Source organism: Paenibacillus sp. FSL E2-0151 (assembly GCF_037993015.1).
Classification (GTDB): domain Bacteria; phylum Bacillota; class Bacilli; order Paenibacillales; family Paenibacillaceae; genus Paenibacillus; species Paenibacillus amylolyticus.
Genome location: NZ_CP150308.1, coordinates 1,140,946 through 1,163,727 on the forward strand (window position 1 = coordinate 1,140,946; position 22,782 = coordinate 1,163,727).

General features: G+C 46.1%; 19 protein-coding genes. 13 read left to right on the forward strand and 6 right to left on the reverse strand.

The window, feature by feature from the left end; translation table 11 throughout:
* Positions 1-74: 74 nt before the first annotated feature.
* Positions 75-1,427: an amino acid permease gene (locus tag MHI55_RS05230; RefSeq protein WP_340389177.1), complete on the forward strand. Its 1,353-nt coding sequence runs from the start codon at positions 75-77 to the stop codon at positions 1,425-1,427.
* A 297-nt stretch (positions 1,428-1,724) separates the two neighbouring features.
* The gene (locus MHI55_RS05235) at positions 1,725-3,479 is read left to right on the forward strand and encodes a HAMP domain-containing methyl-accepting chemotaxis protein (protein WP_340389179.1); all 1,755 of its coding nucleotides are present in this window, start codon (positions 1,725-1,727) and stop codon (positions 3,477-3,479) included.
* A 114-nt stretch (positions 3,480-3,593) separates the two neighbouring features.
* Here the strand turns inward: MHI55_RS05235 and MHI55_RS05240 are convergent, their stop codons facing one another.
* The gene (locus MHI55_RS05240) at positions 3,594-4,505 is read right to left on the reverse strand and encodes a LysR family transcriptional regulator (RefSeq protein ID WP_340389181.1); all 912 of its coding nucleotides are present in this window, start codon (positions 4,503-4,505) and stop codon (positions 3,594-3,596) included.
* A 116-nt stretch (positions 4,506-4,621) separates the two neighbouring features.
* Here MHI55_RS05240 and MHI55_RS05245 point away from each other — a divergent pair, with 116 nt between their 5' ends.
* Entirely contained in the window at positions 4,622-5,665 is a 1,044-nt protein-coding gene (locus MHI55_RS05245; protein WP_076253459.1) for a 2,3-butanediol dehydrogenase, read from the forward strand.
* Between the two features lie 323 nt (positions 5,666-5,988).
* Here the strand turns inward: MHI55_RS05245 and MHI55_RS05250 are convergent, their stop codons facing one another.
* Positions 5,989-6,501 carry a GNAT family N-acetyltransferase gene (locus MHI55_RS05250; protein ID WP_340389183.1) on the reverse strand — a complete coding sequence of 171 codons (513 nt, stop codon included), beginning with the start codon at positions 6,499-6,501 and terminating at the stop codon, positions 5,989-5,991.
* A 129-nt stretch (positions 6,502-6,630) separates the two neighbouring features.
* The gene (locus MHI55_RS05255; RefSeq protein WP_156946146.1) at positions 6,631-7,395 is read right to left on the reverse strand and encodes an AraC family transcriptional regulator; all 765 of its coding nucleotides are present in this window, start codon (positions 7,393-7,395) and stop codon (positions 6,631-6,633) included.
* 182 nt (positions 7,396-7,577) lie between these two features.
* On the opposite strand from MHI55_RS05255, the gene MHI55_RS05260 reads away from it, so the two are divergent.
* The 6 genes from MHI55_RS05260 to MHI55_RS05285 all read left to right on the forward strand — a co-directional run bounded on the left by MHI55_RS05260 (position 7,578) and on the right by MHI55_RS05285 (position 14,808).
* Positions 7,578-9,899, forward strand: coding sequence for a beta-L-arabinofuranosidase domain-containing protein (locus MHI55_RS05260; protein ID WP_340389185.1), 2,322 nt, complete (start codon positions 7,578-7,580; stop codon positions 9,897-9,899).
* Positions 9,900-9,980: 81 nt separating this feature from the next.
* Entirely contained in the window at positions 9,981-10,232 is a 252-nt protein-coding gene (locus MHI55_RS05265; protein ID WP_338707844.1) for a Uma2 family endonuclease, read from the forward strand.
* Positions 10,201-10,539, forward strand: coding sequence for a Uma2 family endonuclease (locus MHI55_RS05270; protein WP_340389187.1), 339 nt, complete (start codon positions 10,201-10,203; stop codon positions 10,537-10,539). Before MHI55_RS05265 ends, MHI55_RS05270 begins: the two co-directional genes overlap by 32 nt.
* Before the next feature lie 677 nt (positions 10,540-11,216).
* Positions 11,217-11,948: a hypothetical protein gene (locus tag MHI55_RS05275; RefSeq protein WP_340390574.1), complete on the forward strand. Its 732-nt coding sequence runs from the start codon at positions 11,217-11,219 to the stop codon at positions 11,946-11,948.
* 12 nt (positions 11,949-11,960) lie between these two features.
* Complete coding sequence (locus MHI55_RS05280) at positions 11,961-13,649, forward strand: VWA domain-containing protein (protein ID WP_339189638.1); 1,689 nt, start codon at positions 11,961-11,963, stop codon at positions 13,647-13,649.
* Positions 13,650-13,668: 19 nt separating this feature from the next.
* Complete coding sequence (locus tag MHI55_RS05285) at positions 13,669-14,808, forward strand: toxic anion resistance protein (RefSeq protein WP_047841746.1); 1,140 nt, start codon at positions 13,669-13,671, stop codon at positions 14,806-14,808.
* Positions 14,809-14,929: 121 nt separating this feature from the next.
* Here MHI55_RS05285 and MHI55_RS05290 read toward each other — a convergent pair whose 3' ends face one another.
* Both MHI55_RS05290 and MHI55_RS05295 read right to left on the reverse strand, forming a co-directional pair.
* Positions 14,930-15,469, reverse strand: coding sequence for a hypothetical protein (locus MHI55_RS05290; RefSeq protein WP_101314634.1), 540 nt, complete (start codon positions 15,467-15,469; stop codon positions 14,930-14,932).
* Between the two features lie 157 nt (positions 15,470-15,626).
* Complete coding sequence (locus tag MHI55_RS05295; protein WP_340389189.1) at positions 15,627-16,220, reverse strand: TetR/AcrR family transcriptional regulator; 594 nt, start codon at positions 16,218-16,220, stop codon at positions 15,627-15,629.
* 411 nt (positions 16,221-16,631) lie between these two features.
* Between MHI55_RS05295 and MHI55_RS05300 the strand changes: the two genes are divergently transcribed.
* Complete coding sequence (locus MHI55_RS05300) at positions 16,632-17,390, forward strand: SDR family oxidoreductase (protein ID WP_340389191.1); 759 nt, start codon at positions 16,632-16,634, stop codon at positions 17,388-17,390.
* A gap of 172 nt (positions 17,391-17,562) precedes the next feature.
* On the opposite strand, the gene MHI55_RS05305 is transcribed toward MHI55_RS05300, so the two are convergent.
* Positions 17,563-18,597, reverse strand: coding sequence for a LacI family DNA-binding transcriptional regulator (locus MHI55_RS05305; RefSeq protein WP_340389193.1), 1,035 nt, complete (start codon positions 18,595-18,597; stop codon positions 17,563-17,565).
* 446 nt (positions 18,598-19,043) lie between these two features.
* Between MHI55_RS05305 and MHI55_RS05310 the strand changes: the two genes are divergently transcribed.
* The 3 genes from MHI55_RS05310 (at position 19,044) to MHI55_RS05320 (ending at position 22,767) form a co-directional block, all read left to right on the forward strand.
* Entirely contained in the window at positions 19,044-20,330 is a 1,287-nt protein-coding gene (locus MHI55_RS05310; RefSeq protein ID WP_340389195.1) for a maltose ABC transporter substrate-binding protein, read from the forward strand.
* A 248-nt stretch (positions 20,331-20,578) separates the two neighbouring features.
* On the forward strand, positions 20,579-21,934 hold the full coding sequence (locus MHI55_RS05315; RefSeq protein ID WP_047841752.1) for a sugar ABC transporter permease: 1,356 nt from the start codon (positions 20,579-20,581) through the stop codon (positions 21,932-21,934).
* Entirely contained in the window at positions 21,931-22,767 is an 837-nt protein-coding gene (locus tag MHI55_RS05320) for a sugar ABC transporter permease (protein WP_036672604.1), read from the forward strand. Before MHI55_RS05315 ends, MHI55_RS05320 begins: the two co-directional genes overlap by 4 nt.
* The last annotated feature ends 15 nt before the right edge of the window (positions 22,768-22,782 follow it).

Below are 22,782 nucleotides of genomic sequence, written 5' to 3' on the forward strand. Positions count from 1 at the left end.
ATAGGGTATACTGGACATTATGTCTATGAAACAAGACAGCATTACAGACGTTTTTTACATCAGGAGGACTTGAATTGGCTCAGACAGAAGGAACACTACAAAAGAAGCTTAAACCAAGACACATCAGTTTTATGGCTATGGGTGGTGTCATTGGAACGGGAATTTTCAAAGGCAGTGCAGAGACGATTGGACTCGCGGGTCCGGGCGTTATTGTCACGTACATTTTTGCCGGATTATTGCTGCTGGTTGTTATGGCCGCGATGGCGGAGATGGCTACGGTGTACAAGAACAAAAATATGAAAGACTTCGTGCAGGAGGCATTTGGTAGCAGAGTATCCTTTGTTATGGGATGGATGTACTGCTTTCTATGGTTATCGGTGTGTGTCATTGAGGTGATTGCCGCCGGGAGCTTTTTGCAGTATTGGTTCAGTGAAGTACCGCTGTGGATGCTGAGTCTGGCATGTGCGGCGTTCATTATACTGGTTAATCTGTTAAGTGTAGGTGTGTTCGGGGAATTTGAGTTTTGGCTGGCCGGGATCAAAATTGCCATGATCATTATTTTTATCTTCCTGGGTGCAGGATTGATCTTTGGCATTATCCCAAGTGATAACACCCCTTATCTGCAAAATTATACGCAAGCAGGCGGGTTCTTCCCGAACGGATGGTCATCGATCTTCTCGGCACTGCTTGTGGTTATGTTCTCTTATGGGGGATCGGAGCTGATTGGTCTGACGCTGACCGAGACGGAAAATGCAGAAAAAGTGATGCCAAAAATCGTGGGCAATTTCATGCTCAGAATTATTCTGTTCTTCACCTTGCCGATTCTCATCATCTGTGGTCTCATCCCATGGAATGAGATTGGGCCGGAGAGCAGTCCGTTTGTACAGGTGCTTGCCTCCACAGGACTGCCGGGAGCAGCACACATAATGAACTTTATTTTGGTGACGGCAGTTCTTTCTGCTGCGAATTCAGGGATCTATGGTGCATCCCGGATGATGCACTCCATGGCAGTGGGCGGGGAAGCTCCGAAGGCATTGTCAAAGACGAATCGCAACGGTAGCCCTGTTAACACACTTCTGGTGTGCTCAGTAGTTTTGCTCGGAGGTTCCTTGCTTGGCCTGTTCGCGCAGGATCAACTGTTCCGCGTATTGCTCGCAGTTCCAGGGTTTGTCGTAATCCTTGTGTGGATCTGTATTGCCTCATCACAGTTGAAACTGCGGAAGAGATATCCGGTTCAACCGACCTTCAAAGTTTGGGGATTCCCTTATATAACTGGAGTCGTGGTACTATGTCTCAGTGTGATTGCGGTGATGTTTGTGTTTGATGAGGGTAATCGGTTCAGCATTAGCATCTGTCTTGCCGTGCTTGCGTTGCTGATTATCTGGTCCCTGATTCGATTTAGGAAGACGAATAAACAAACAGTTTAGTATTTTTTACATTCAAATGTAGAACACATCAACATCTCGGCGCTTGAGCCGGGATGTTTTTTTCTATCATTTTTCACTGCAAAGAACCTAAACAAATCCTCCAAAATTATGCCTAGATGCAGCTCTAATGAACAAAGGTACCACGGCCATGATAGCGTTTTTATGTAAACCCAATATTTTCTTGCCTAATTCGACATATTCGTTTACTATTTTCCCATACATAGTGCTTCAAGCATGTGTTTTTTGGGTAGCGCCTAGTCAAAAAGGCTTGGGTTCACGGGAGAGGAAGAGGAGCGGATGATTGGTTTTTTTAGAAAACGTTTGGTTGTGCGCATTGTTGCAGTAGTCACACTGGTCATTACGATTATAGCCGTTGGAAGCATGCTGTTACAGGTGGCCAATATGAAACTAGCTGCGCAGGAGGCCATTTCGAGTTACAACATCCAGATTGCTCAGAGTTATGTGAATCAGCTGGATACAGCATCTTATGCCGAGTTTGCCAAGGACCCCAAGGAGAATGACGAATTCTTGAAGATTCGTGATGAACTGGATGACTTTCGCGTAAGCATTGGTGCAATGTATGTGTATTTCGTCAAAATAGATGACAAAGGTACGCCACTTATTATGGTGGACGGTATGAAGGATGCAGATAAAGCCTCACCGATTAATGAAGTTACGGATGTCCCTCAGGAGGCTGTGCAGAAGCTGTTGCAGGGGCAAACAGCCAGTTCTTCGATCATTAACAATGAGGAGTACGGCGACTATATTTCCTCTTACGCTCCCATGCTGGATAGTAATGGCGCTGTAACAGGTGTAATTGGTATCGATACGGCGGTATCGGTGATCGGAAGCATTGAGTCAGATATAATGAAATCGAGTATTCCCTTCTATGCCTTATTGCTACTGATTACACTTATAGGCATTGCTGTTGTCACGTGGTTTATCGTAAGAGGACTGCGACCACTTCAACCGCTGAAGGCGAGTGTGGAAAAAATGGCACAGGGTGAGCTTGCAGAAGCGAATCAAATTTTGACGTCGTATCGTTTGCGCAGCCAAGATGAGATTGGAACAACATATCAAGCGATGATACATATGTCCGGGAACTTGAATAAGATTGTGAGTAACATGGTTGAAGGCGTAGCAGTAACCACAGATATTTTATCGGAATCAACGAAGGAATTTAATCGCAGTACCGAAGAGATGCTTGAGATGGGCAAGACGGTTGATCAATCTGTCGAACAGATTAGGCAGGGTGCACATACGCAGAAGCAGGGTGCAAGCGATAGCGCGCATGCGATGGAAGAGATCGCAAAAGGCATAACGGATATATCCGAATCCTCGATGGTTGTATCGGATGCGGCATCAAGTGCGCTTTCTACGGCGGAGTCCGGTAAACAGAGCATGACACTGATGAAAACACAGATGGAGAGCATCTCAAATGTCTCAAGTGAAGTTGTAGCGATGGTTCAGGTGCTGAACAACTACTCCCAGGAAATTGGTGGTGCCCTGCACACGGTTCGTGACTTTGCGAGTCAGACGAAGCTACTTGCGCTTAATGCATCCATAGAGGCAGCACATGCAGGAGAACACGGCAAAGGTTTTGCGGTTGTGGCGGATGAAGTTCGGAAGCTTGCTGAGGCCTCAAGCACATCCATGGAACGGATCTCCGACTTGCTGCTTCGTATTCAACAAGAATCACAGCAGATTGGCTCACAGATGGGGGTTACTGCAACCGAGATTGGACAAGGGGTTACAATTACTGCAGAAGCGGAGCAAGCTTTCGCTCATGTCGTTGACGCGTTCCAACTGGTAACCAGTCGCATTCAGGAAGTCTCCGCTGCGGCAGAGGAAATCTCGGCAGGTTCGGAAGAGGCCGCAGCCTCCGTCAATACGATCTCGCAGATCTCAGCCGGGGTGTCGGATCATTCGGATGAAATCTATCGCTTAATGCGTGAACAGTCGGCCATGTTCAACAGGGTGGCGCAGACCTCCACAATGTTGGAGCAGCAGACGAACGAGATGAGTGAAGCCGTACGAAAAGTTAAAGTATAGTTTGAGTAAGGTGTAGTAATAGTAACGCAAGAGATAGTCAGAAAAGTGTTCCGCTTTTGGAGAAGTTGGTGTTCATCCCAAACTTCCTTCAAAGGGTGGAGCACTTTTTTAGATTTAAACTTTTAAATGATCCAGCTCTATCGCCTGTCTGAAGCGTTGGGCGAATCGTTCTACAGCTACGGCGGACTCCTTGGACTCCGTCTGCACGAAGCCAATCTGCATTTTCGGTTGATCGATTCCAGCGATCTCTACCATCTTCACCAGACCTTCTTTCCATAAGGGATTTTGGTGAAAGGAAAAGTCGTGACCAATCGTGGCGGCAATATCGTTTCTTAACACCATGTTGATCGCTTCTGAATTATTTGTTTTGAACAGAATGGACAGAGGTCCATGATCATAAGTGAATTCCTTGATGAAGTCTTCGATGAAACCATCTCGATAGAGTGCCAGCTTGTGTTCTTTTAATTGATCCGGTGTAACACGGCTGTGCTTGGCAAGTTCAGACAGGTGATGAGTACCAACTACCAGCTTGCCCGAATACATGGGACTGAAGTGAAGTCCATCGAATTCCCGCAATTGTTTGGCATAGATCGCGATAAAGCCCAGATGGGTTTTGTTGTTGCGAATATCTTCAATAATTTCCATGGACCCTTTCTCTTCAATGGAGATATTAAGTTGCGGGTGCTCACGCTTCATATCCGCAGCAGACTGGACAAGATAGGGCATAACACTTGGAAAAGTAGCCACATGAAGCTCTCCGCTAAGAGAGGAGGCTTCTGCGTTCAGGGATTTCAATTCATCAATCCGCTGTAAAATATCCAGTGCCTTGGCAATGAATTGTTTGCCTTCGGGAGTGGGATGAGTTCCCTGCCGCGAGCGTTCGAACAGGATGATACCCAATTCTTTCTCCAGACGATGAACCGATTGGCTGATCGCCGATTGTGTGACATGTAGATGCTCCGAGGCGGCTGAGAATGATTTCGTTTTCGCAATTTCAACGACATATTCGAGCTGTTCCAGATTCATGATTTCATCTCCGTTTAGCATTAATACAACTAATGTTAACATTAGTATCTATAAATATGAATAATACATGAACAGCGATATAATATATAGACAATCATACAAAGGGGATGAACTTCATGAAAGCAGCAGTATGGTACGGCCATAAAGACGTTCGTGTAGAAGAACGAGAAGTTCCGGTCGCTCAAGCGGGTCAAGTCAAAATCAAAGTGGAATATGCAGGGATCTGCGGCAGTGACTTGCATGCCTATCATCATGGTGTGGGAATTCAAGAAGGCGAGAATCATCCGCTCTCAGGACAGAAAGCACCGTTGACATTAGGTCATGAATTTGCAGGAACCGTGAGTGAATTGGGAAGTAATGTAAGCGGTATCAGTGTAGGGGATCGAGTTGTGGTAGAGCCGTTGTACCATTGCGGAAAATGTGAGTACTGTATTCAGGGACGTTACAACCAGTGTACTCAATTTGGATTCGTTGGACTGAATGGTGATGGTGGTTTTGCGGAGTATGTTGTTGTTGAAGCATACATGGTTCATCCCATCCCGGATAACGTATCTTTCGAAGAAGGTGCACTTGTAGAGCCTACAGCCGTAGCCTTTCACGCGGTTCGTCACAGCAAGCTGAAAGTGGGGAACAAGGTAGCCGTATACGGAGCAGGTCCAATTGGATTACTGACCATTCTGTCTGCCAAAGCTGCAGGAGCCTCTGAGATCTATGCAGTCGATGTATTTGAGGAACGTCTGGACCTGGCAGCCAAACTGGGTGCGATTCCGGTGAACAGTGCCAAAGTCAATGCAACAGAGGTGATCTTGCAACAATCGGGTGGCATCGATGTGGCCTATGAAGCAGCAGGTGTACAACCAACGATGGATAGCGCCATTGCGGTTGTCAAAAAAGGCGGAGAAGTTGTTGTCATCGCAGCGATTCCAAATCCGCTTCAAGTGAACTTCTTCGATCTTCTGGTCAAAGAAGCGAATCTAACGGCAACACTGGCATATCGCCACATTTTCCCTGAAGTAATTTCATTGATTGCGGAAGGATCGCTCGATGTGAAACAGGTCATCACCAAGAAAATCAAACTGGACGACATCGTGCAGGAAGGACTGGAGCTGTTGATGAGCGACAAGAGCCATGCGAAGATTTTGGTAGAGATTGGCGGCTAAAAAATCAATAGCGATGTATTATTTCAAATGTTATATAAGTTGAACTAAAATTTATTTACACTGACACTACGATGACAGAATAACCTTCCAATCGCTGTTATCCCCAGATTTTTTTCCATTCCCTTTTCTCGAGGGGAAATCCGGGGATAAAGGCGAACGCTTCGCTTTTTCAGGTTTTTTCTGTCCTCTCCGTTATCGTGTAAATGATTAGTGCAACTTATATAGTTGACATTTATAAACGTAAAACAGACCGTCATGAAGATGATCGGTCTGTTTTACGTTTCATTCTCTGTTCGCAGATCCCGTGTTGTTGTTACCCTCCACTAGGAATCATAACGGTAACAGATCGCCTTGCCTCCGTCACTCTCGGAGCTGAATTCCTTATCCTCTGTAAATCCAAAACGCTCATATAAACGGATGGCATTAACCATCTGACCGCCCGTATATAAGTACACCGTATTTTTGCCCATCTCTTTGGCAGAATCTACGCATTGCTGGAGCAATACTCTGGCAATCCCGTGACCTCTCCATTTTGGATCAACACCCAGCAGCCGAATAAACGGATAATCGATTGGCAATTCAAAGGTTGGATAAGCGTTGCGTGCTGTTTCGAATAATTGGACTGTACCGACAATCTGATCATCAATCTTCGCGATCCATAATTGCGTCAGGTACGGATTAACCACAGACTCTCGAATATCTTTTAGGTAGGCATCCCATCGTTCATTTTGCTCAAAAGTCTCCCGATACTCGGCATAACTTGCAATAAGGATATCTACAATCTCTGGATGGTCTGCTTCTGTGGCAGGGTGAATCGTAACGGCAGCCGTTGTCATCTTATAATTCCTCTTCTCTTATGGGTTAAGTATGGAATATAGTTTTCTTGCATTTTACCATAACGGATTCAATCCGATTCATTCAAATTTTCTATAGTTAACTCAGTCATTTCTATAGATCAAAGCGCATCAGCGATTGAGCTGTGTGGAATACAGATGATTGCGATATTCGGTTGGCGTATTGCCTTCGTATTGTTTGAACATGCGCAGGAACAGCTTGTAGTCGGAAAAGCCGCACTGTCCGGCAATTTCTTTTACACTGGCATTGGTGTTCAGCAGCAATTGTTTTGCCCGGCGAATACGTTCTGTGAGGATATAGGTTTTGAGACCAGTACCTTTCTCGCGTTTCACCATTTTGGAGATATAGTCTTTGTTAAAATTAAAATTTTCTGCAATCTGACTCACCGTGATGTTTGTATGCAGATGAATATCGACCCACTTGCAGATATGGTCCACAATTGCATTGTGCGGGCGATAATCCGCCTCTATATTGCGCTCCAGCTCCTTGAACAACAGTAACAAAGCAGCGTCGGCTTCTTCTGGTGAGAAGGATGACACATGCAGCAACTGCTTGAATAACTGATTGGCCATGGAAGGCACCTGAATGGTGGCATGTGTCCTAAACTGGTTGAATTCTGCCGAAATGGCATCATAGTGAACCCAGTAAAAGCTGACGGGTGTGTCGCTAATCTGGTAGCCGTAATGGGTGCGACCGGCGCGCAGAAACAACAGATCGTTGGCACGAACTACATATTGTTCCTCTTCCTCGGCGATGTACATCTCACCTTCCAGCATCAAAATGATCTCATGCACAGGCATGCTTCGTCTCATGTGGCTCCAGTTGCCTTCGGATATGAACTTGCCGCACAGGTAATGTTCCAGTGGCTTTTGCATAGGACGGATTTATCCACCTTTTCTTGGATTATGAGTCTGATGTAATTGTATTTTATTTGATAGTATGGGGATATTCAAGCTCTACAGTAGATTGATGAGTATTAGTCTTATGGAACAGAACACGGATTTTACCCCTTAAGAATGAATGGATATCTATTACATCCCGAGAAGGAGTGAGTGTCATGATTGATACGAAAAAAGGATTTCTGGGACCGGAACATGTAGATCTGTTAAATGGTGTGTTCCAAACATCACAAGAGGTGGGGGAGCGTTACCTGTTATCGCTGGATATTGATCGATTCCTGGCTCCATGCTTCGAAGCGCATGGTTTACCTGCCCGAAAAGAGCGCTACGCGGGTTGGGAGGCACGTACCATCAGCGGACATTCTCTCGGACATTATCTGTCTGCCCTGGCTGTGACGTATCAGGCAACCGGGAATATCACGTTAAAAGAAAGACTGGATTATGCGGTCACCGAACTGGCGAGAATCCAGCAGACCACGGGGAGCGGGTATATCGGTGGTTTGTCCGAAGAACCTTTCCACATGGCTTTTCGAGCAGAGAATATCGGTGGATTCAATATCGGTGAATACTGGGTTCCCTGGTACAGTGTGCACAAAATCTATCGCGGCCTGATTGACGCCCATAAACTCACTGGCAACGGACAGGCACTTGATGTAGTTACTCGATTTGCAGACTGGGCGGTCGAAGGATTGCTCCCGATGACAGAAGAACAGATGCAGACGATGCTTCAAAGTGAACACGGGGGCATGAATGAAGTATTTGCACACTTGTATGGGATTACCGGTAAAGCCTTATATCTTGAGATCGCTAATAAGTTCACCCATCAATTGATCCTGAGACCCTTGGAGCACAAGCAGGACGATCTTCAAGGCAAACACGCCAATACGCAGATTCCCAAAGTGATCGGTGCAGCCGAAATCTACAATCAGGACCATACTCATGAGAGTTATCGGACAGCGGCAGAGTTTTTCTGGAACACCACGGTGCATCATCGTTCTTATGTATTTGGTGCGACGAGCATTTCGGAGCATTACGAAGCAAAGGGTATGGAGAGTCTTGGCATCAAAACAGGAGAGAGCTGTTGTACTCACAACATGTTACATCTAACGAAGCAACTCTTTGCCTGGAATCACGATAGCGCCTACATGGACTATTATGAAAACGCCATCTATAATCACATCCTCGGCACGCAGGACCCCGATACGGGGAACAAAACGTATTTTGCATCAACGCTACAAGGCCACTACAAAATCTATGGTACTCACGATACCGCTTGGTGGTGCTGCACAGGATCAGGCATGGAGAATCCGGGCAAATATGCCGAGGCCATCTATTTTGAGGATGAACAGGACCTGTACGTCAACCTGTATATCGCTTCCCAACTGGATTGGGCGTCACAGGGATTATCCCTGAAGCTTGAAACCGACTTTCCTTATTCGGAAAAGGTAACCCTGACGATCACCGGAGGCAACGCCTCGGCTCATCTAAGATTACGTGTGCCCTCATGGCTGCAACAGCCAATGACGGCAACAGTTAACGGGGATACGGAACATCCGTATACACAGATGGAACCCGGCTATCTTTCCATCGAGCGCACATGGACAACGGGCGATGTCATCACAATCACACTGCCGATGTCACTCCGCCAGTACACTGCCCGGGATGATTCCCACAAAGTGGCATTCCTGTACGGCCCGATAGTACTCGCTGGTGCACTAGGAAACGAGGGTCTTCCGGAGGATACGATTGTGGACGAAACAGCGCTGAATCCCAAGACTGCACCTGTACCTGTGATCTGGACGGAGCAGGATGATGTACGAGAGTGGATCAAGGTTGTGGATGCAGACACGTTAACATTTGAACTTAGCAAAGATGTTACTTCCATAGGCGAAGCCGTGAAGCTCATTCCGTTCTATGATGTGCATCACGAATTTTATACCGTGTACTGGCCGTTTAACGATGAAGGGGATGCGCTGGAGAAAGAGTTGAACGATATCACGATCGACAGGGTTCAGGCTGACGGTCAGCAGGATGAGATCGGACATCAACTGGATAGTAATTGCCGTGGGGAGCATCATAATGGTTCTACCACGGATGGCCGTAAGAAGTTGCATATGTGGCGAGAGGCTTTTGGCGTCAGTGGAGCTTACTTCAGTTACCAACTGGCGGTGGATCGTAAAGCAACCAATTATCTATGTGTGGCCTATTGGGGCGGAGATCATTCCGCGTTTAAACGGGAAGGTAAGTTATATGACAGACAATTCGCTATTACCGTGGATGGAACACTCATTGGCGAGCAGAGAATTCACATGAATAAAATTGGCGACGTGTTCTATGTGACCTACGATATTCCTGAGGCCGTAACATCAGGCAAAAACAGCGTTACAGTAATGTTCCAGGCGAAGGGAGACAATGGTTGTGCCGGGAAAGTTGTAGAGGTGCGCACCACGCGAAGTAAACGGGAATCCATCTTTTCATAATAAGAGGCATGGTGTGAAAAGGCGCAAACACAATGTTATAATGAAAATAAATTACGGTTAGTGAAAGAGGAGGTTGGAAGTGTGGCAAAACCCGATAATAAAGGTACTTATAACTTTCAGGATTGGTTAACTTGGGAGGGGGCATGGGAATTAATTAACGGCAAAGCTTTTAATATGTCCCCAGCACCCACTTCATTGCACCAGTTTATTGTGGGTGAGCTGCACTTCTCTTTACGGACTTTTTTTCAGAATCGGAAATGTTTCGTGTTTGTTGCCCCTTTTGATGTGTATTTTAGCGAAAATGAACAATATGACCTACCAGATCAAGCCTGATTTATCGGTAGTGTGCTCCAAAGACCAGATATCCAAAAGTGGCTGTCACGGTGCGCCTTCTTTAATTATCGAGGTGTTATCACCTTCGACTGCGTTAAAGGATTTTAACGAAAAATTTAACTTGTATCAGAAATATGGCGTGAACGAATACTGGATTGTTGACCCCGGCAATCAAACCGTCCATGTGTACACGCTGGAGGATGGCAGTTACCAGACCCGTCATCTATATACAGAGCAGGAAACGATTCAATCGGTTATATATCCTGAACTGGTAATCCCGATGGATTCGCTGTTCAAGTTCAGGTAGTGCGAAGTGTCATTCTGTTCGCTGCAGACGAAGCAATAAGGCGGCCATTTTTTTATTCTAACGAACCGTACACGTCTTATATGGGCAATATTGATGTGGTGGAAAATGTAACGAATCTCAGCGATGCTATTTCATTCGAAATAGGCGATAAACAACGTCTTTACACCTAATACACGAACATAACGTGTCTCAGATTCGTTACATTTTCAAATGAGTTGAAATACACCAAATAGCATCACCTCAGTTCGTTAGCTGTAGAATAAGGCATCAAAATTTTAATAAGAACACGAAAAATAATGAACCAACGCATAAGGGACGAAACCGGATGATCTCCGATTCGTCCTTTTTGTATTACTTTTTTTTCAGACAAGTCTTATATAAAAAATGACACGCATAGCTATTTTCCACGTATTACCTGATAACATTTCTTCTCCACAATCTGCTGTCTCGTAAAGCTCACTTTTTATGGATTGACCACAAAATTTCCTGCCAAGTTCCACGTTGTCCCTGAAAATATGAAATGGGATAAGCCCAAACCACGTATATTATGAGTATTCAAATATCCAATCATATCCACCTGAGAGCGTTAACATCATGTACAATAAGAATAAGTTGAACAGGAAAATTACGACATGAAGCACCAATATATAACATGAAAGGAGGTCGGATGATTGAACATGATCAAGTACATAAAATTGTTGGGATTAATCCTCGGTATTGTGGCTGTGAATGTTCTCGCATTCTCACCCGGCTTTATCGGGCTGAATTTCGAGGAGGGTGCATTCACAACTGCGCTATCCGTTACCCTTCTGTTCGGTAGTGCAATGGCACTCCTATATGGGAGTTATGCCCTGCTGTTCAGACAACCGGTAGTGCTGCCCGTGAAGCATATTGAAACGCATGAAGATTATGTGGAAGCACTATCTTTTTATAGACGCATCAAAGTCCTCGAAGAAGATATTACGCTGGGGCTGTCCCAACTTAGTCGAATGAAAAAGAAAAAAGAAACCCTCCTGAATGTGCTTCATCAACGCTTTGATCCAGGGGAACTGAGCTACAAGAAATTCGCTTCGGTCACATTGGAAGTGGAGAAGCTGTTGTACCTGAACATCCGCAGTGTGCTGAACCGGTTGAATGTATTCGATGAAGCCGACTATGCCAACATGATGAAATCCAAATCCTCCACACTTCCCCAGAAACTTTTTCAAGAAAAAACCAAGGTATACAACGATTATCTGTCTTATGTGAGGAATGCACTCCACACCAATGAGGAGATTTTGCTCAAGCTGGATCAGTTGTTACTGGAGATTTCACGCCTCGACAGCTTTGATGCCGGAGATATTGAACAGATGCCTTGTATGCAGGAGATTGATCAGTTAATCAAGCACACCAAATTATACAGACAGTGAGGGGTTGTTCGTATGGCCAAGAAGGGAAAGTTTTTTTTCATATCGATTGTAATGCTGGTGCTCGTATTTGGTCTGGTCTATGCAGGGATTACACTGACGTCGAACTTTGGCAAGTCGACTACACAGGTGAGCACAGAGAATGCAGGTAAGGAACTGGGAAAACTGTACGCGGACATTGCGCCAGCGACGGCGGAACCGGTCAAAGGACAGATTGATCTCGACCCGGTCGATGTGGCAGAATCACTGCCGGATATCTCCAAATTTGCAATTGCCGTAGAGAATACAACAAATGATTACGTCGAAATCTTCTCTTCCCCAGAGAAGTCGGGCAGCGGGGTAGACGGCTGGTTAACCGAAGTGGGCGAGGAGTTCAACAAAGCTAATATTACCGTTGGTGGGAAACAGGTATCGGTCAAAATCCGCAATATTGCCTCCGGTACGGCCACCGATTATATCAAGTCTGGTAAGTATATGCCGGATGCATTCACACCTTCCAATGAACTATGGGGCGAGATGGTTGAGGCCAGTGGGGTGAAGACAGAGATGGTATCCGAGCGATTGGTCGGGAACGTTCCGGGTATTGTTATTTCCAAAGCGAAATATGATGCACTGGTTGATACGTACGGCTCCGTTAATGTAAAAACCGTAACCGAAGCCATTGCTAACAATGAACTCGCGATGGGATATACCGATCCATTTGCCAGCTCCACAGGACTGAATTTCCTGGTGACTGCACTGAATACGTATGACAGCGCCAACCCGCTTGGCGAGAAGGCTATTGAAGGGTTCGAAAAGTTCCAGACGAATGTACCGTTTACAGCGTCAACAACGATTCAGATGCGGGAAGCTGCCAAGTCAGGCAGACTGGATGCCTTTGTACTCGAATACCAGACGTATGTGAATACCGCTGATCTGAAGAGTGGATACGTCTTTACACCGTTTGGTGTGAGACATGATAGCCCGCTGTATGCATTGGGACAATTGCCACAGAACAAACAGGAAATCATCCAAAAGTTTGCGGAATTCGTAACCCAGGCGAAGTACCAACAATCGGCGGAGGAGTTCGGTTTCAACGGGCTACAGGATTACAAATCCGAACTGGCTACCGTGGATGGCGGCACGTTGCTGTCCGCACAGAAAGTATGGAAAGAGAAGAAGAACGGCAGCAAACCCATTGCCGCCGTGTTCGTGACAGACGTGTCCGGAAGCATGGACGGCGAACCGCTTAACCGACTGAAGGAATCCCTGCGCAAAGGTCAGAAGTATCTGGGCACAGACAACAGTATTGGCCTGGTCTCTTACTCCAGCGGGGTAACCGTGAATCTGCCGATTGCCAAGTATGATACGAACCAGCAGTCCATGTTTGTCGGAACAGTTGATAGTCTGCAAGCTGGCGGTGGTACGGCGACCTTTGACGGGATCGTGGTGGCGATGAAGATGCTGGAAGATTATATGGCTGCTGATCCAAACGTGAAGCCGCTGATCTTTGTCCTGAGTGATGGCGAGACCAACGAAGGCCATACCCTGAAGGATATTCGTGATCTGGTCGAAACGTACAAAGTGCCAATCTATACGATTGGATACAACGCGGACATCAAGGCTTTGGAGAGCATCTCCAGCATTAACGAGGCTGCAAGCATCAATGCCGATACTGACGATGTCGTGTACAAGATCGGAAACCTGTTTAACGTACAGATGTAATCAAAAGGGGGAACTGTAGATGTCATTTTCAATGGAAATACCGAGCCAGAAGGAAATTCAGAAGGTGATCGAAGAAGAGGTGAAACCCGTGCCCGCCGAGGTCGCGGAGCTTCAACAAGTGGCAAATGCCAACGTAGAGATGATCATGACACTGGATCTCGAATCCCTGGAGAAGCGCAAAGAGATTTTGCAATCCATTGACGGCTTTGGCATGAACACGATGAGATCCTCTTCTGAGAAAAACGCCTTGCTTCAAGTCTCCGTTGGACATCTGTCCAAGACAGGAGACGAGGGCGGTCAGGTCGCCAAAGGCTTGACCGAGCTGCATATGCAACTGAAGGATCTCGACCCGAGTGTGGTCGACTTTGCCAAGACCGGTTTCCTTGGGAAATTGTTCAATCCGCTTCGCGCCTATTTCCTGAAATACCAGAAGGCTGACGCAGTCATCGCTGACATCGTAACCTCTTTGGATAAAGGCAGATCCACCCTGCGTAACGATAATACAACGCTGGAGATCGAACAACAGAACCTGCGAGAACTCACAAAGCGATTGCAAAAGGAAATCCAGCTTGGCATGCTCATGGATGAGTCCATCGACGCGCAGATTGAAGCCGCCAAGGTCCGTAATGAAGACCCTGAGAAAGTCCGCTTTATTACGGAAGAAGTGCTGTTTCCGCTCCGTCAGCGGGTGATGGATCTGCAGCAGATGTTAGTCGTGAACCAGCAGGGTATCATGGCGATTGAAGTAGTCATCCGCAATAATAAGGAACTGATCCGAGGCGTAGACCGTGCGAAGAATGTAACCATCTCTGCATTGAAAATTGCCGTAACTGTAGCGAGTGCTTTGTATAATCAGAAGATTGTATTGCAGAAAATTGAGTTGCTGAACCAGACGACCAATGATCTGATCGCCGGAACATCCAAGATGCTCAAGGATCAGGGGATTGCCATCCAGAAGCAGGCGTATGAAGCCAGCATCTCCGTGGATACGATGAAACAGGCGTTCACCGATGTGTTGTCAGCACTGGATTCGATCAGTCTTTATAAGCAGGAAGCTCTGCCAAGAATGCGCGAGACGATTAACCAGTTCCGTGAACTTGCGGATACCGGAGAGCAGCAGATTCAGCGGTTGGAGAAAGGGCAGAAGCTGGGGCTGTGATCAGAAGAGTGCAATAAATTTTACGTATTAGATTGTTATCATAATTCATAATTAGAAAAAGCGACCGTTCCTCATTAAATATGAGGAACGGTCGCTTTTTGGGCTTCTATGAAGATTGGTACTAACTGTCATACCCCAAGCTTCTTGCATAGGCGTATAACTGTTGTTCGCATTGATCCATTAGAACACTAGCGGTGTTTACTTTGGCATTACCCTGTTTTAGTAACGTGTAATTCACTTTGTTCTTGGATACTGCCTTTTGGTACAACAGGTACCCTTCGAGCTGAGTGTAACTTGCCTTGATAAATGTGGCGTGGATTTTCTTGATTTGCGGGTTGGCAGGCTTGATTTGTTTTGCCTTGGATACCAATTTCGTATAATTGGGGATCACCGTATTCGTAAGTTTAAGGTACATGGACTTGCGATTGGTTGAAGTTACCTGGGTGTCGATACTTTCCAAAGCGGTAAAGGCTTTGGCCTCATAAGTTTCAAGAGCAAATAACTGATTAGTGTACTCTTTAAATTCTGCATAACTCTGATCTGAATCTGAATATGTAGAGTTTACTACTTTGGCTGTATCAGCAGAAGCGGGTGGAGAAAGAAGCATCCCACCAAGCAAAACAAAACTGGTAATCAATGATATAATCCACGACTTCTTCAAATGTAATCTCATCCTCCTTTTGTTTGTATTCCATTGGATAACCTAACATATCATTACCAGAAATTACAGGAATACATTTACATAATTTTGGTGGGAAGCTTTCTTGAAATTAATCTCAATCACCCTACTAAAGGGAAGTAAGACGATTCAAAAAATCTCAGTTTTTTAACACGACATTATCCGGCTTGTAATGGATGATCTTGAACAACTCCTCGGCCATGTAGGCGGGGCTATGATTGAAATCCTGTCTGATCCACTCCATGATCATGCCAAATATCGCATGAGATTGGTAGCTTGCCAATATTTCATGGTTGATGTGCGGAGGGAAGATATGATTCAGATCCTGTAAAGCGAGATCCCGAAGAACATCACAGATCATGCGCTGGAAGTTGGAGGAGGCCTCAGATTTCACAACCAGTGTGTAGAATTGTGCGTGTTGGTGTACATGCTCAAATATAGTGATCGCCGAAGAGGGCATCAGATTGACTTCGAACTCTTCCTCATCCTGATAAGGTTTGCGGAAAGAAGTTACCAGATCCTGAATCACATCATCGATAATTTCGTTGAACAGGTCTTCTTTGTACTGATAATGCCTGTAGAAAGTTCCCCGATTCAGGTCGGCTCGCTGCACAATATCCGTAATCGATATTTCTTTAAAGGGATGTTTTTGCATCAAATGGATGAGTGCATCCTTCAGTGCAACCTTTGATTTCTTGATTCTTCGGTCCATCGAATTCATAGTTTCAGACATCTATTTCCTCCTCGCTATATAAGTTGAACTAAAGAATATTTACACTGGCCACTTCGATGACAGAACAACCTTCCGATCGCTGTTATCCCCAGATTTTTTGATTCCTATTATAAATGGTAAATCCGGGGATAGCATATGCTTCCGATGCAGCTTTCTTCCAGAAAGCTTTTAGGCGAACGCTTACGCTTCTTCAGGTTATTTCTGTCCTCTCCGTTTTGTGTAAATGTTTAGTTCAATTTATATCGTTCACTTTAAAGTACATTCGGGCTTATAAGTGTTGTTTAACGTACAACTGGACAAGCTTTTACTGATTGAAGTGAAACGCTATGACTTATTATACTAAGGATAGGAGTTAATGAACATTTGTTTGTTAACTTATTGTAAACGAATACACAAAGGAGGATACATGGAATGAAACTTCAAGATAAAGTTGCAGTTGTTACAGGTGCTGGTTCAGGTATGGGGAAAGCAATTGCCACGTTGTATGCTCAAGAAGGCGCGAAAGTCGTTGTATCGGATATTAACGAAGAATCGGCACAAGCGGTAGTGAATGATATTAAGGCACAGGGCGGAGAAGCGATTGTCGTTCTGGCCAATGTAGCCAAAGAAGAAGATGTGCAAAATCTGATCGATACGACGGTGAGCACATACGGTACAGTAGATATTCTAATTAACAATGCGGGAATTATGGATGGCATGGAGCCTGCAGCTGATATAACGGATGAGAAGTGGGAGAGATTGTTTGCTGTGAACACAACCAGTGTGATGCGGACAACACGTAAAGTATTGCCGATTTTCCTGGAAAAACAAAAAGGTGTCATCGTGAACATTGCTTCGGCAGGTGGATTGCACGGTGGACGTGCGGGAGCAGCTTATACGGCGTCCAAACATGCGGTCGTGGGCTTCACCAAAAATACAGGGTATATGTATGCTGAGCAAGGCATTCGCTGTAACGCGATCGCTCCAGGCGCTGTGGCAACCAATATCAGCTCCTCCATGGCAGGTATTAGCCATTTCGGTGCAGGGCGGCAACAGCTTGGGATGACAATCAACCCACGCATTGGAACGAGTGAAGAGATTGCCAAAGTGGCTCTGTTCCTCGGATCTGACGAGTCCAGCTTCGTGAACGGAACTGTCGTTACAGCTGATGCAGGCTGGAGCTCTTATTAATCCATTGAAGTGCAGCCAAGCATGGAGTACGGAAATAGTGTGTGAATTAAGGAAGCCGCATGAGTATATGCGGCTTCTTTTTTTGCACCTATGCACCTACGTACAGTGGATAACAGCATCATATTCCGGGTAGGACAAACGTTTGCATTACTACACGGATACCCGAAATGAATCAATCTGAGGATGGCTTTGGCTTGGAAAAGAGTGAGGATTCACGCACGATCAGACGATGGGGGATAATGACCGGATTATGAAGCTGTGGTTCCCCACTAAGAATTTTTAACAATACCTGAACGGCTGTATAACCAAGCTGATAAGTCCCGATGTCGATAGAGCTTAGGGGTGGAGAAGCCAGTTCCGATAATGCAATATTGTTAAAACTGACCACACTGATATCTTCAGGCACCAGATAATGAAGCTCGGCAAGAGCTCTCAATACCCCAAAGGCCACGTTGTCATCGATGACAACAATTGCGGTGGGTCTGTCCGGCAAGGACATGAACAGCGACATCGCTCTGAATCCACTTTCCTGCAGAAATTCACCTTCCACAATCCAATCACTATCCGCATCCAGCCCGGCTTGGGCAAGCGCTTTTTGGTATCCTAACATGCGATCATGCGATAACGTAATGTCCGGAGGACCGCTGACAAATCCGATTCGAGTATGTCCCTGGGCGATCAGATGATGCGTCGCATCATAAGCGGTCTGCACATTATCGTTATCCACCATGGGGGCATTTGGATGAGCTTCACTGCGACCGATTAACACAAAAGGAAACTTTTCCGCTTCCAAAAATGAAATGATGGGATCATCTCGTTTGGACCCAAGCAACAGAATACCATCAACTCTACGGCCATGCACAAGGCGGGATATCGCATGCAGTTCATTGTCTGATGATGTTTCGGTTGTTAGCAGCAATTCATAATTCATACGGGTGGCATGTGTAATAATACCTCGCAGCAGTTCCCCGAAAAAGTAATTCTGAAACAACTCTTCTGCAGGACGCGGAAGCATAATCCCAAGGGTATGTGTTGTTTTGGAAACCAGGCTCTTCGCGATGATGTTGGGATGGTAGTTCAGTTCTTTCATGATTTGCTTCACTTTGAGAGACGTCTTGGTGCTGATTCTGGGATGGTTGGAAATCACCCGTGACACTGTAGAAGGGGAAACACCCGCCAATTTGGCAATATCCTTGATCGTAATCATGTGAAAAAATCCCTTCTGAACAATCGTATAAATATTCTCCTATGGTAATCCAAAGGATACGAGAAATCAATTGCTAACTGCCGAGTAAGGGATGCACGCGAAGTGAAATTAAGGAAGAAAGAGTCAGAACAAGGAAACAGGAAATTACTGTAGGTAGAAGAACGAAATTGGATAAAATTGAGCAAATATGGCTTGTGCAAACGTTTGTGCAAATAAAGATCGTTATTGTATGATGTGATTGTTATTATAGCGCTTACATCATTGGATTTACATACTTCTTGACTTGTTTACCCCTACATATTGAACGGAGAGGTCATCTTGTCTCTCATTTGAGCAAACGTTTGTACAAATGAGGATATGGGATGCAAAACCTGACAACATACGCAGACAAAAGGGTGAAAAGCGCGAACTTTGTTGGACCAAGCAGAGGGAAGGGGACATTTTACATGAGAAAATGGCAAGGGGCAACATTGTCCGTCATGATGGCTTTTACACTGGCTGCGTGCTCTACGGGAGGCGGAAGTCCATCTCCAACTACGGCAGGTGAGAATCCGGAGGAAGTTGTAGAGCTGACATCCGAGAACCTTCAACCGGAAGAAGGGGCAACGCTGGTGATCTGGGAGGATAAAAATCAAAGCAGCTTTATTGAGCAAAGAGCCAAAAAATTCGAAGAAAAATATGGGGTAACGGTCAAAATGGAGGAATTACCTCCAACCGATCAGGTAACCAAGCTGACGACGGATGGCCCAGCGGGTCTGGCGGCAGATGTGGTTGTTTTCCCGCATGATAAGATTGGTAGCGCTTCAGAGGCGGGACTTATTCTGCCCAATGACATATTCGAAGCAGAGACCGCGGAGAACACCAGCGACAACGCACTGAAGGCAGTAACGTTCAAGGATATCCTGTACGGCTATCCGTACAGCGTGGAGACCTACGCCCTTTTCTATAACAAGGCACTCTATCCAGAAGCTCCGAAAAACTTTGATGAGATTATCAGTTTCGCCAAGACGTTCAATAATGTGAAGTCCAATCAGTATGCGCTGATGTGGGAATTGCAGCAATTTTACTATAACTATGCATTCCTGGCTTCACAGGGCGGTTATATTTTTGGAGACAACGGGATGGATAGCGCGGATCTCGGTCTGAATAACGAAGGTGCGCAGAAGGGTGGACAGTTCTTACAGACGCTGAAGTCGGAAGTGCTACCGCTCAAGATGGGTGATGTGAACTATGATATCAAAAAAGGATTATTCTCCAGCGGCAAGCTGGCTATGGACATTAACGGTCCGTGGACCATTGCCGATTATCGCAATGCAGGTATTGATTTTGGCGTTGCTCCGCTTCCAGCAATCGATGGCAAACCGATGACCTCCTTCTCAGGTGTTAAGGCCTATTATGTGAATGCATTTACGCAGTACCCGAATGCATCGAAGCTCTTGGCAGCTTTCCTTTCCAATGAAGAAGCTCAGATGGAGAACTTTGACCTGAACGGTACACTTCCTGCGAACAAAAACGTGGCTGCTGATCCGAAGTTGCAGGAGGACCCGATCAATAAGGCGTTCCTGGAACAGTTCAATAACTCAACACCGATGCCTTCGCTTCCTGCCATGGACAGCGTATGGGGACCAATCACTTCGGCCATTACGGATATATGGGATACCGATAAGGACGTGAAGGCATCGCTGGACAATGCCGTGAAACAGATCCAGGAAAGCCTTGCAACCGTCCAATAAGAACGAACGACGAATTCGAAGATTTGCATAAGAGCTGCATAAATTGAACTTCATATTTACACCAAAACGGAGAGGACAGAAGGAAGCTGAAGAAGTGAAACTAAAAGCTTTCTGAAAGAAAGCTACTTCGGAAGCATAGGCTCGCCTTTATCACCGATCGGAAGCTTGTTCTGTCATCGGAGTGGTCAGTGTAAGTACACTTTTGTTCAATGTATACAGGTTAGCAATAGGCGGGGAGGAGAGAGCGAATGCAACAGCAGCATGTCCCGGTGCCTGTTGGACCGAACAGGGAAAGACAGCACCGGATGACAGCGGCCATATGTTCCATCATACTGCAAGGTCTTGGACAGCTGTACAATCGACAATGGATTAAGGGAATTTGTCTACTGTTACTGGAGGGAGCGGGGCTTGCGTACCTGCTTCCTCGCCTGTCACAGGCCGTATGGGGCATATGGACACTGGGGGAAAATACACAGCGTTTTGTCAAAGTGAATGGATCCACCGTACTTCAAAGGGGAGACCATTCCATCTTTTTGCTGCTTGATGGCATTATCGTACTGCTGGTGTTTTTTGTGTTTATTCTGATCTACATCCTGAATATTCGGGATGCGTACGTCACGGGACTTGCGAGGGAAGAAGGCAAGCAGACTTTGGGCGCAGCGGCTTCGCTTCGAAACATGATGGACAAAAACTTCCCGTATCTGTTCCTGTCCATCCCGGCGCTGGGCATTCTTTTCTTCACCGTTATGCCCATCCTGTTTACGATCACGATCGCGTTTACCAACTATTCGGCTCCAGATCATATTCCGCCAGCCAAACTCGTGGACTGGGTAGGCTTCAAGACGTTCAGTGATCTGATCCAGCTGAAATCCTGGAGCCAGACATTCTACGGTGTGCTGACCTGGACAGTCATCTGGGCCATTCTGGCTACAGTCACCACCTATTTTGGCGGCGTGTTAGTAGCACTGTTGATTGAACAGCGGGGCATACGCTTCAAGAAGCTGTGGCGGACCATTTTTATTCTGCCTTATGCCATCCCGCAGATCATCTCCTTGCTGCTCATGCGTAATCTGTTCAATGGTCAGTTTGGTCCAATCAATACGTACATGAGAGCGTTTGGACTGGAGGGATTACCCTGGCTGACAGATCCGTTCTGGGCCAAGGTTACCGTCATTGTTGTCAACATGTGGATCGGTATTCCGGTCAGTATGGTGCTGATTCTGGGTGTACTGACGGCCATCCCTCGTGATCTCTACGAGGCTGCCGAAGTGGACGGAGCATCTGCGTTTCAAAAATTCAGGATCATTACGATGCCGTTCATTCTTTTTGCCACAACCCCGGTACTCATCATGCAGTTCGCCGGAAACTTCAACAACTTCAATGTCATCTTCCTGCTGACCAACGGAAATCCATTGCGGGGAGACTACCAGTACGCAGGGGCAACGGACCTGCTGGTGACCTGGCTCTACAAGCTCACACTCGACAATAACAAATTCAATATGGCTTCAGCGGTAGGTATCATCATTTTCCTCATTATCGCTTCATTCTCTATCTGGAACTTCCGCCGCTCCAAATCATTCAAGGAGGAGGACATGATTCAATGAAGACACGTAATAATCCGCTGCGTCTGGCTCTGAGTTATGTGCTGTTGCTGATCATCGCCGTTGTCTCCATCTATCCGGTGCTCTGGATCGTTCTCTCTTCCCTGAGACCCGGCGCGGCATTGTTCAGTGAACGGTTATGGCCGGAAGCATTCACGTTGACCCATTACGGGGAGCTGTTCAATAACCCGTCTTTTATGTACGGCAGATGGTATATGAATACGCTGAAAATTGCCTTTTTCACGATGATCTTCTCCACGTTGATGGTGACACTTGGGATGTATGCCTTGTCCCGTTTCCGCTTCCGTGGACGTAAAACGATCCTCTCCACCATGCTGATCCTCGGGATGTTCCCGAGTTTCATGAGCATGATTGCAATCTATATCATTTTGCTGCAAATTAAATTGCTCGACACCCATGCTGCGCTCATCCTGGTCTATTCTTCAGGGGCGGTACTGGGCGGATTTATCGTCAAAGGTTTCTTTGATACGATTCCCCGCAGTCTGGACGAAGCAGCCCGCATGGATGGTGCAAGTCACCTGCGTGTATTCACCAGCATCATCCTGCCTTTATCCAAGCCGATGCTGACTTATGTGGCACTAACCAGTTTCACCGGTGCGTGGATGGACTTTATCTTCGCCCGGCTGGTGCTGCGGACGAAAGAGAACTGGACGCTTGCGGTGGGTATGTGGGATCTGGTCAACCGTTATCAGGACAGTAACTTTACGATGTTTGCTGCGGGGGCGGTACTGATCGCTATTCCAATTACACTGCTGTTTGTTTTCCTGCAACGATTCCTGGTTCAGGGTCTGACAGCAGGAGCTTCCAAAGGGTAAACGCAGACTCAGCAA

Excerpts from the sequence above, each read along its gene's own strand:
- MHI55_RS05305 (WP_340389193.1), bottom strand. The coding sequence starts at position 18,597 with ATGATTACGATCAAGGATATTGCCAAATTGGCGGGTGTTTCCCCTTCT.
- MHI55_RS05240 (WP_340389181.1), bottom strand. The coding sequence starts at position 4,505 with ATGAATCTGGAACAGCTCGAATATGTCGTTGAAATTGCGAAAACGAAA.
- MHI55_RS05270 (WP_340389187.1), top strand. The coding sequence starts at position 10,201 with ATGAACAATATGACCTACCAGATCAAGCCTGATTTATCGGTAGTGTGC.
- MHI55_RS05280 (WP_339189638.1), top strand. The coding sequence starts at position 11,961 with ATGGCCAAGAAGGGAAAGTTTTTTTTCATATCGATTGTAATGCTGGTG.
- MHI55_RS05250 (WP_340389183.1), bottom strand. The coding sequence starts at position 6,501 with ATGACAACGGCTGCCGTTACGATTCACCCTGCCACAGAAGCAGACCAT.
- MHI55_RS05300 (WP_340389191.1), top strand. The coding sequence starts at position 16,632 with ATGAAACTTCAAGATAAAGTTGCAGTTGTTACAGGTGCTGGTTCAGGT.
- MHI55_RS05320 (WP_036672604.1), top strand. The coding sequence starts at position 21,931 with ATGAAGACACGTAATAATCCGCTGCGTCTGGCTCTGAGTTATGTGCTG.
- MHI55_RS05255 (WP_156946146.1), bottom strand. The coding sequence starts at position 7,395 with ATGCAAAAGCCACTGGAACATTACCTGTGCGGCAAGTTCATATCCGAA.
- MHI55_RS05310 (WP_340389195.1), top strand. The coding sequence starts at position 19,044 with ATGAGAAAATGGCAAGGGGCAACATTGTCCGTCATGATGGCTTTTACA.
- MHI55_RS05275 (WP_340390574.1), top strand. The coding sequence starts at position 11,217 with ATGATCAAGTACATAAAATTGTTGGGATTAATCCTCGGTATTGTGGCT.
- MHI55_RS05235 (WP_340389179.1), top strand. The coding sequence starts at position 1,725 with ATGATTGGTTTTTTTAGAAAACGTTTGGTTGTGCGCATTGTTGCAGTA.
- MHI55_RS05295 (WP_340389189.1), bottom strand. The coding sequence starts at position 16,220 with ATGTCTGAAACTATGAATTCGATGGACCGAAGAATCAAGAAATCAAAG.
- MHI55_RS05285 (WP_047841746.1), top strand. The coding sequence starts at position 13,669 with ATGTCATTTTCAATGGAAATACCGAGCCAGAAGGAAATTCAGAAGGTG.
- MHI55_RS05245 (WP_076253459.1), top strand. The coding sequence starts at position 4,622 with ATGAAAGCAGCAGTATGGTACGGCCATAAAGACGTTCGTGTAGAAGAA.
- MHI55_RS05315 (WP_047841752.1), top strand. The coding sequence starts at position 20,579 with ATGCAACAGCAGCATGTCCCGGTGCCTGTTGGACCGAACAGGGAAAGA.
- MHI55_RS05260 (WP_340389185.1), top strand. The coding sequence starts at position 7,578 with ATGATTGATACGAAAAAAGGATTTCTGGGACCGGAACATGTAGATCTG.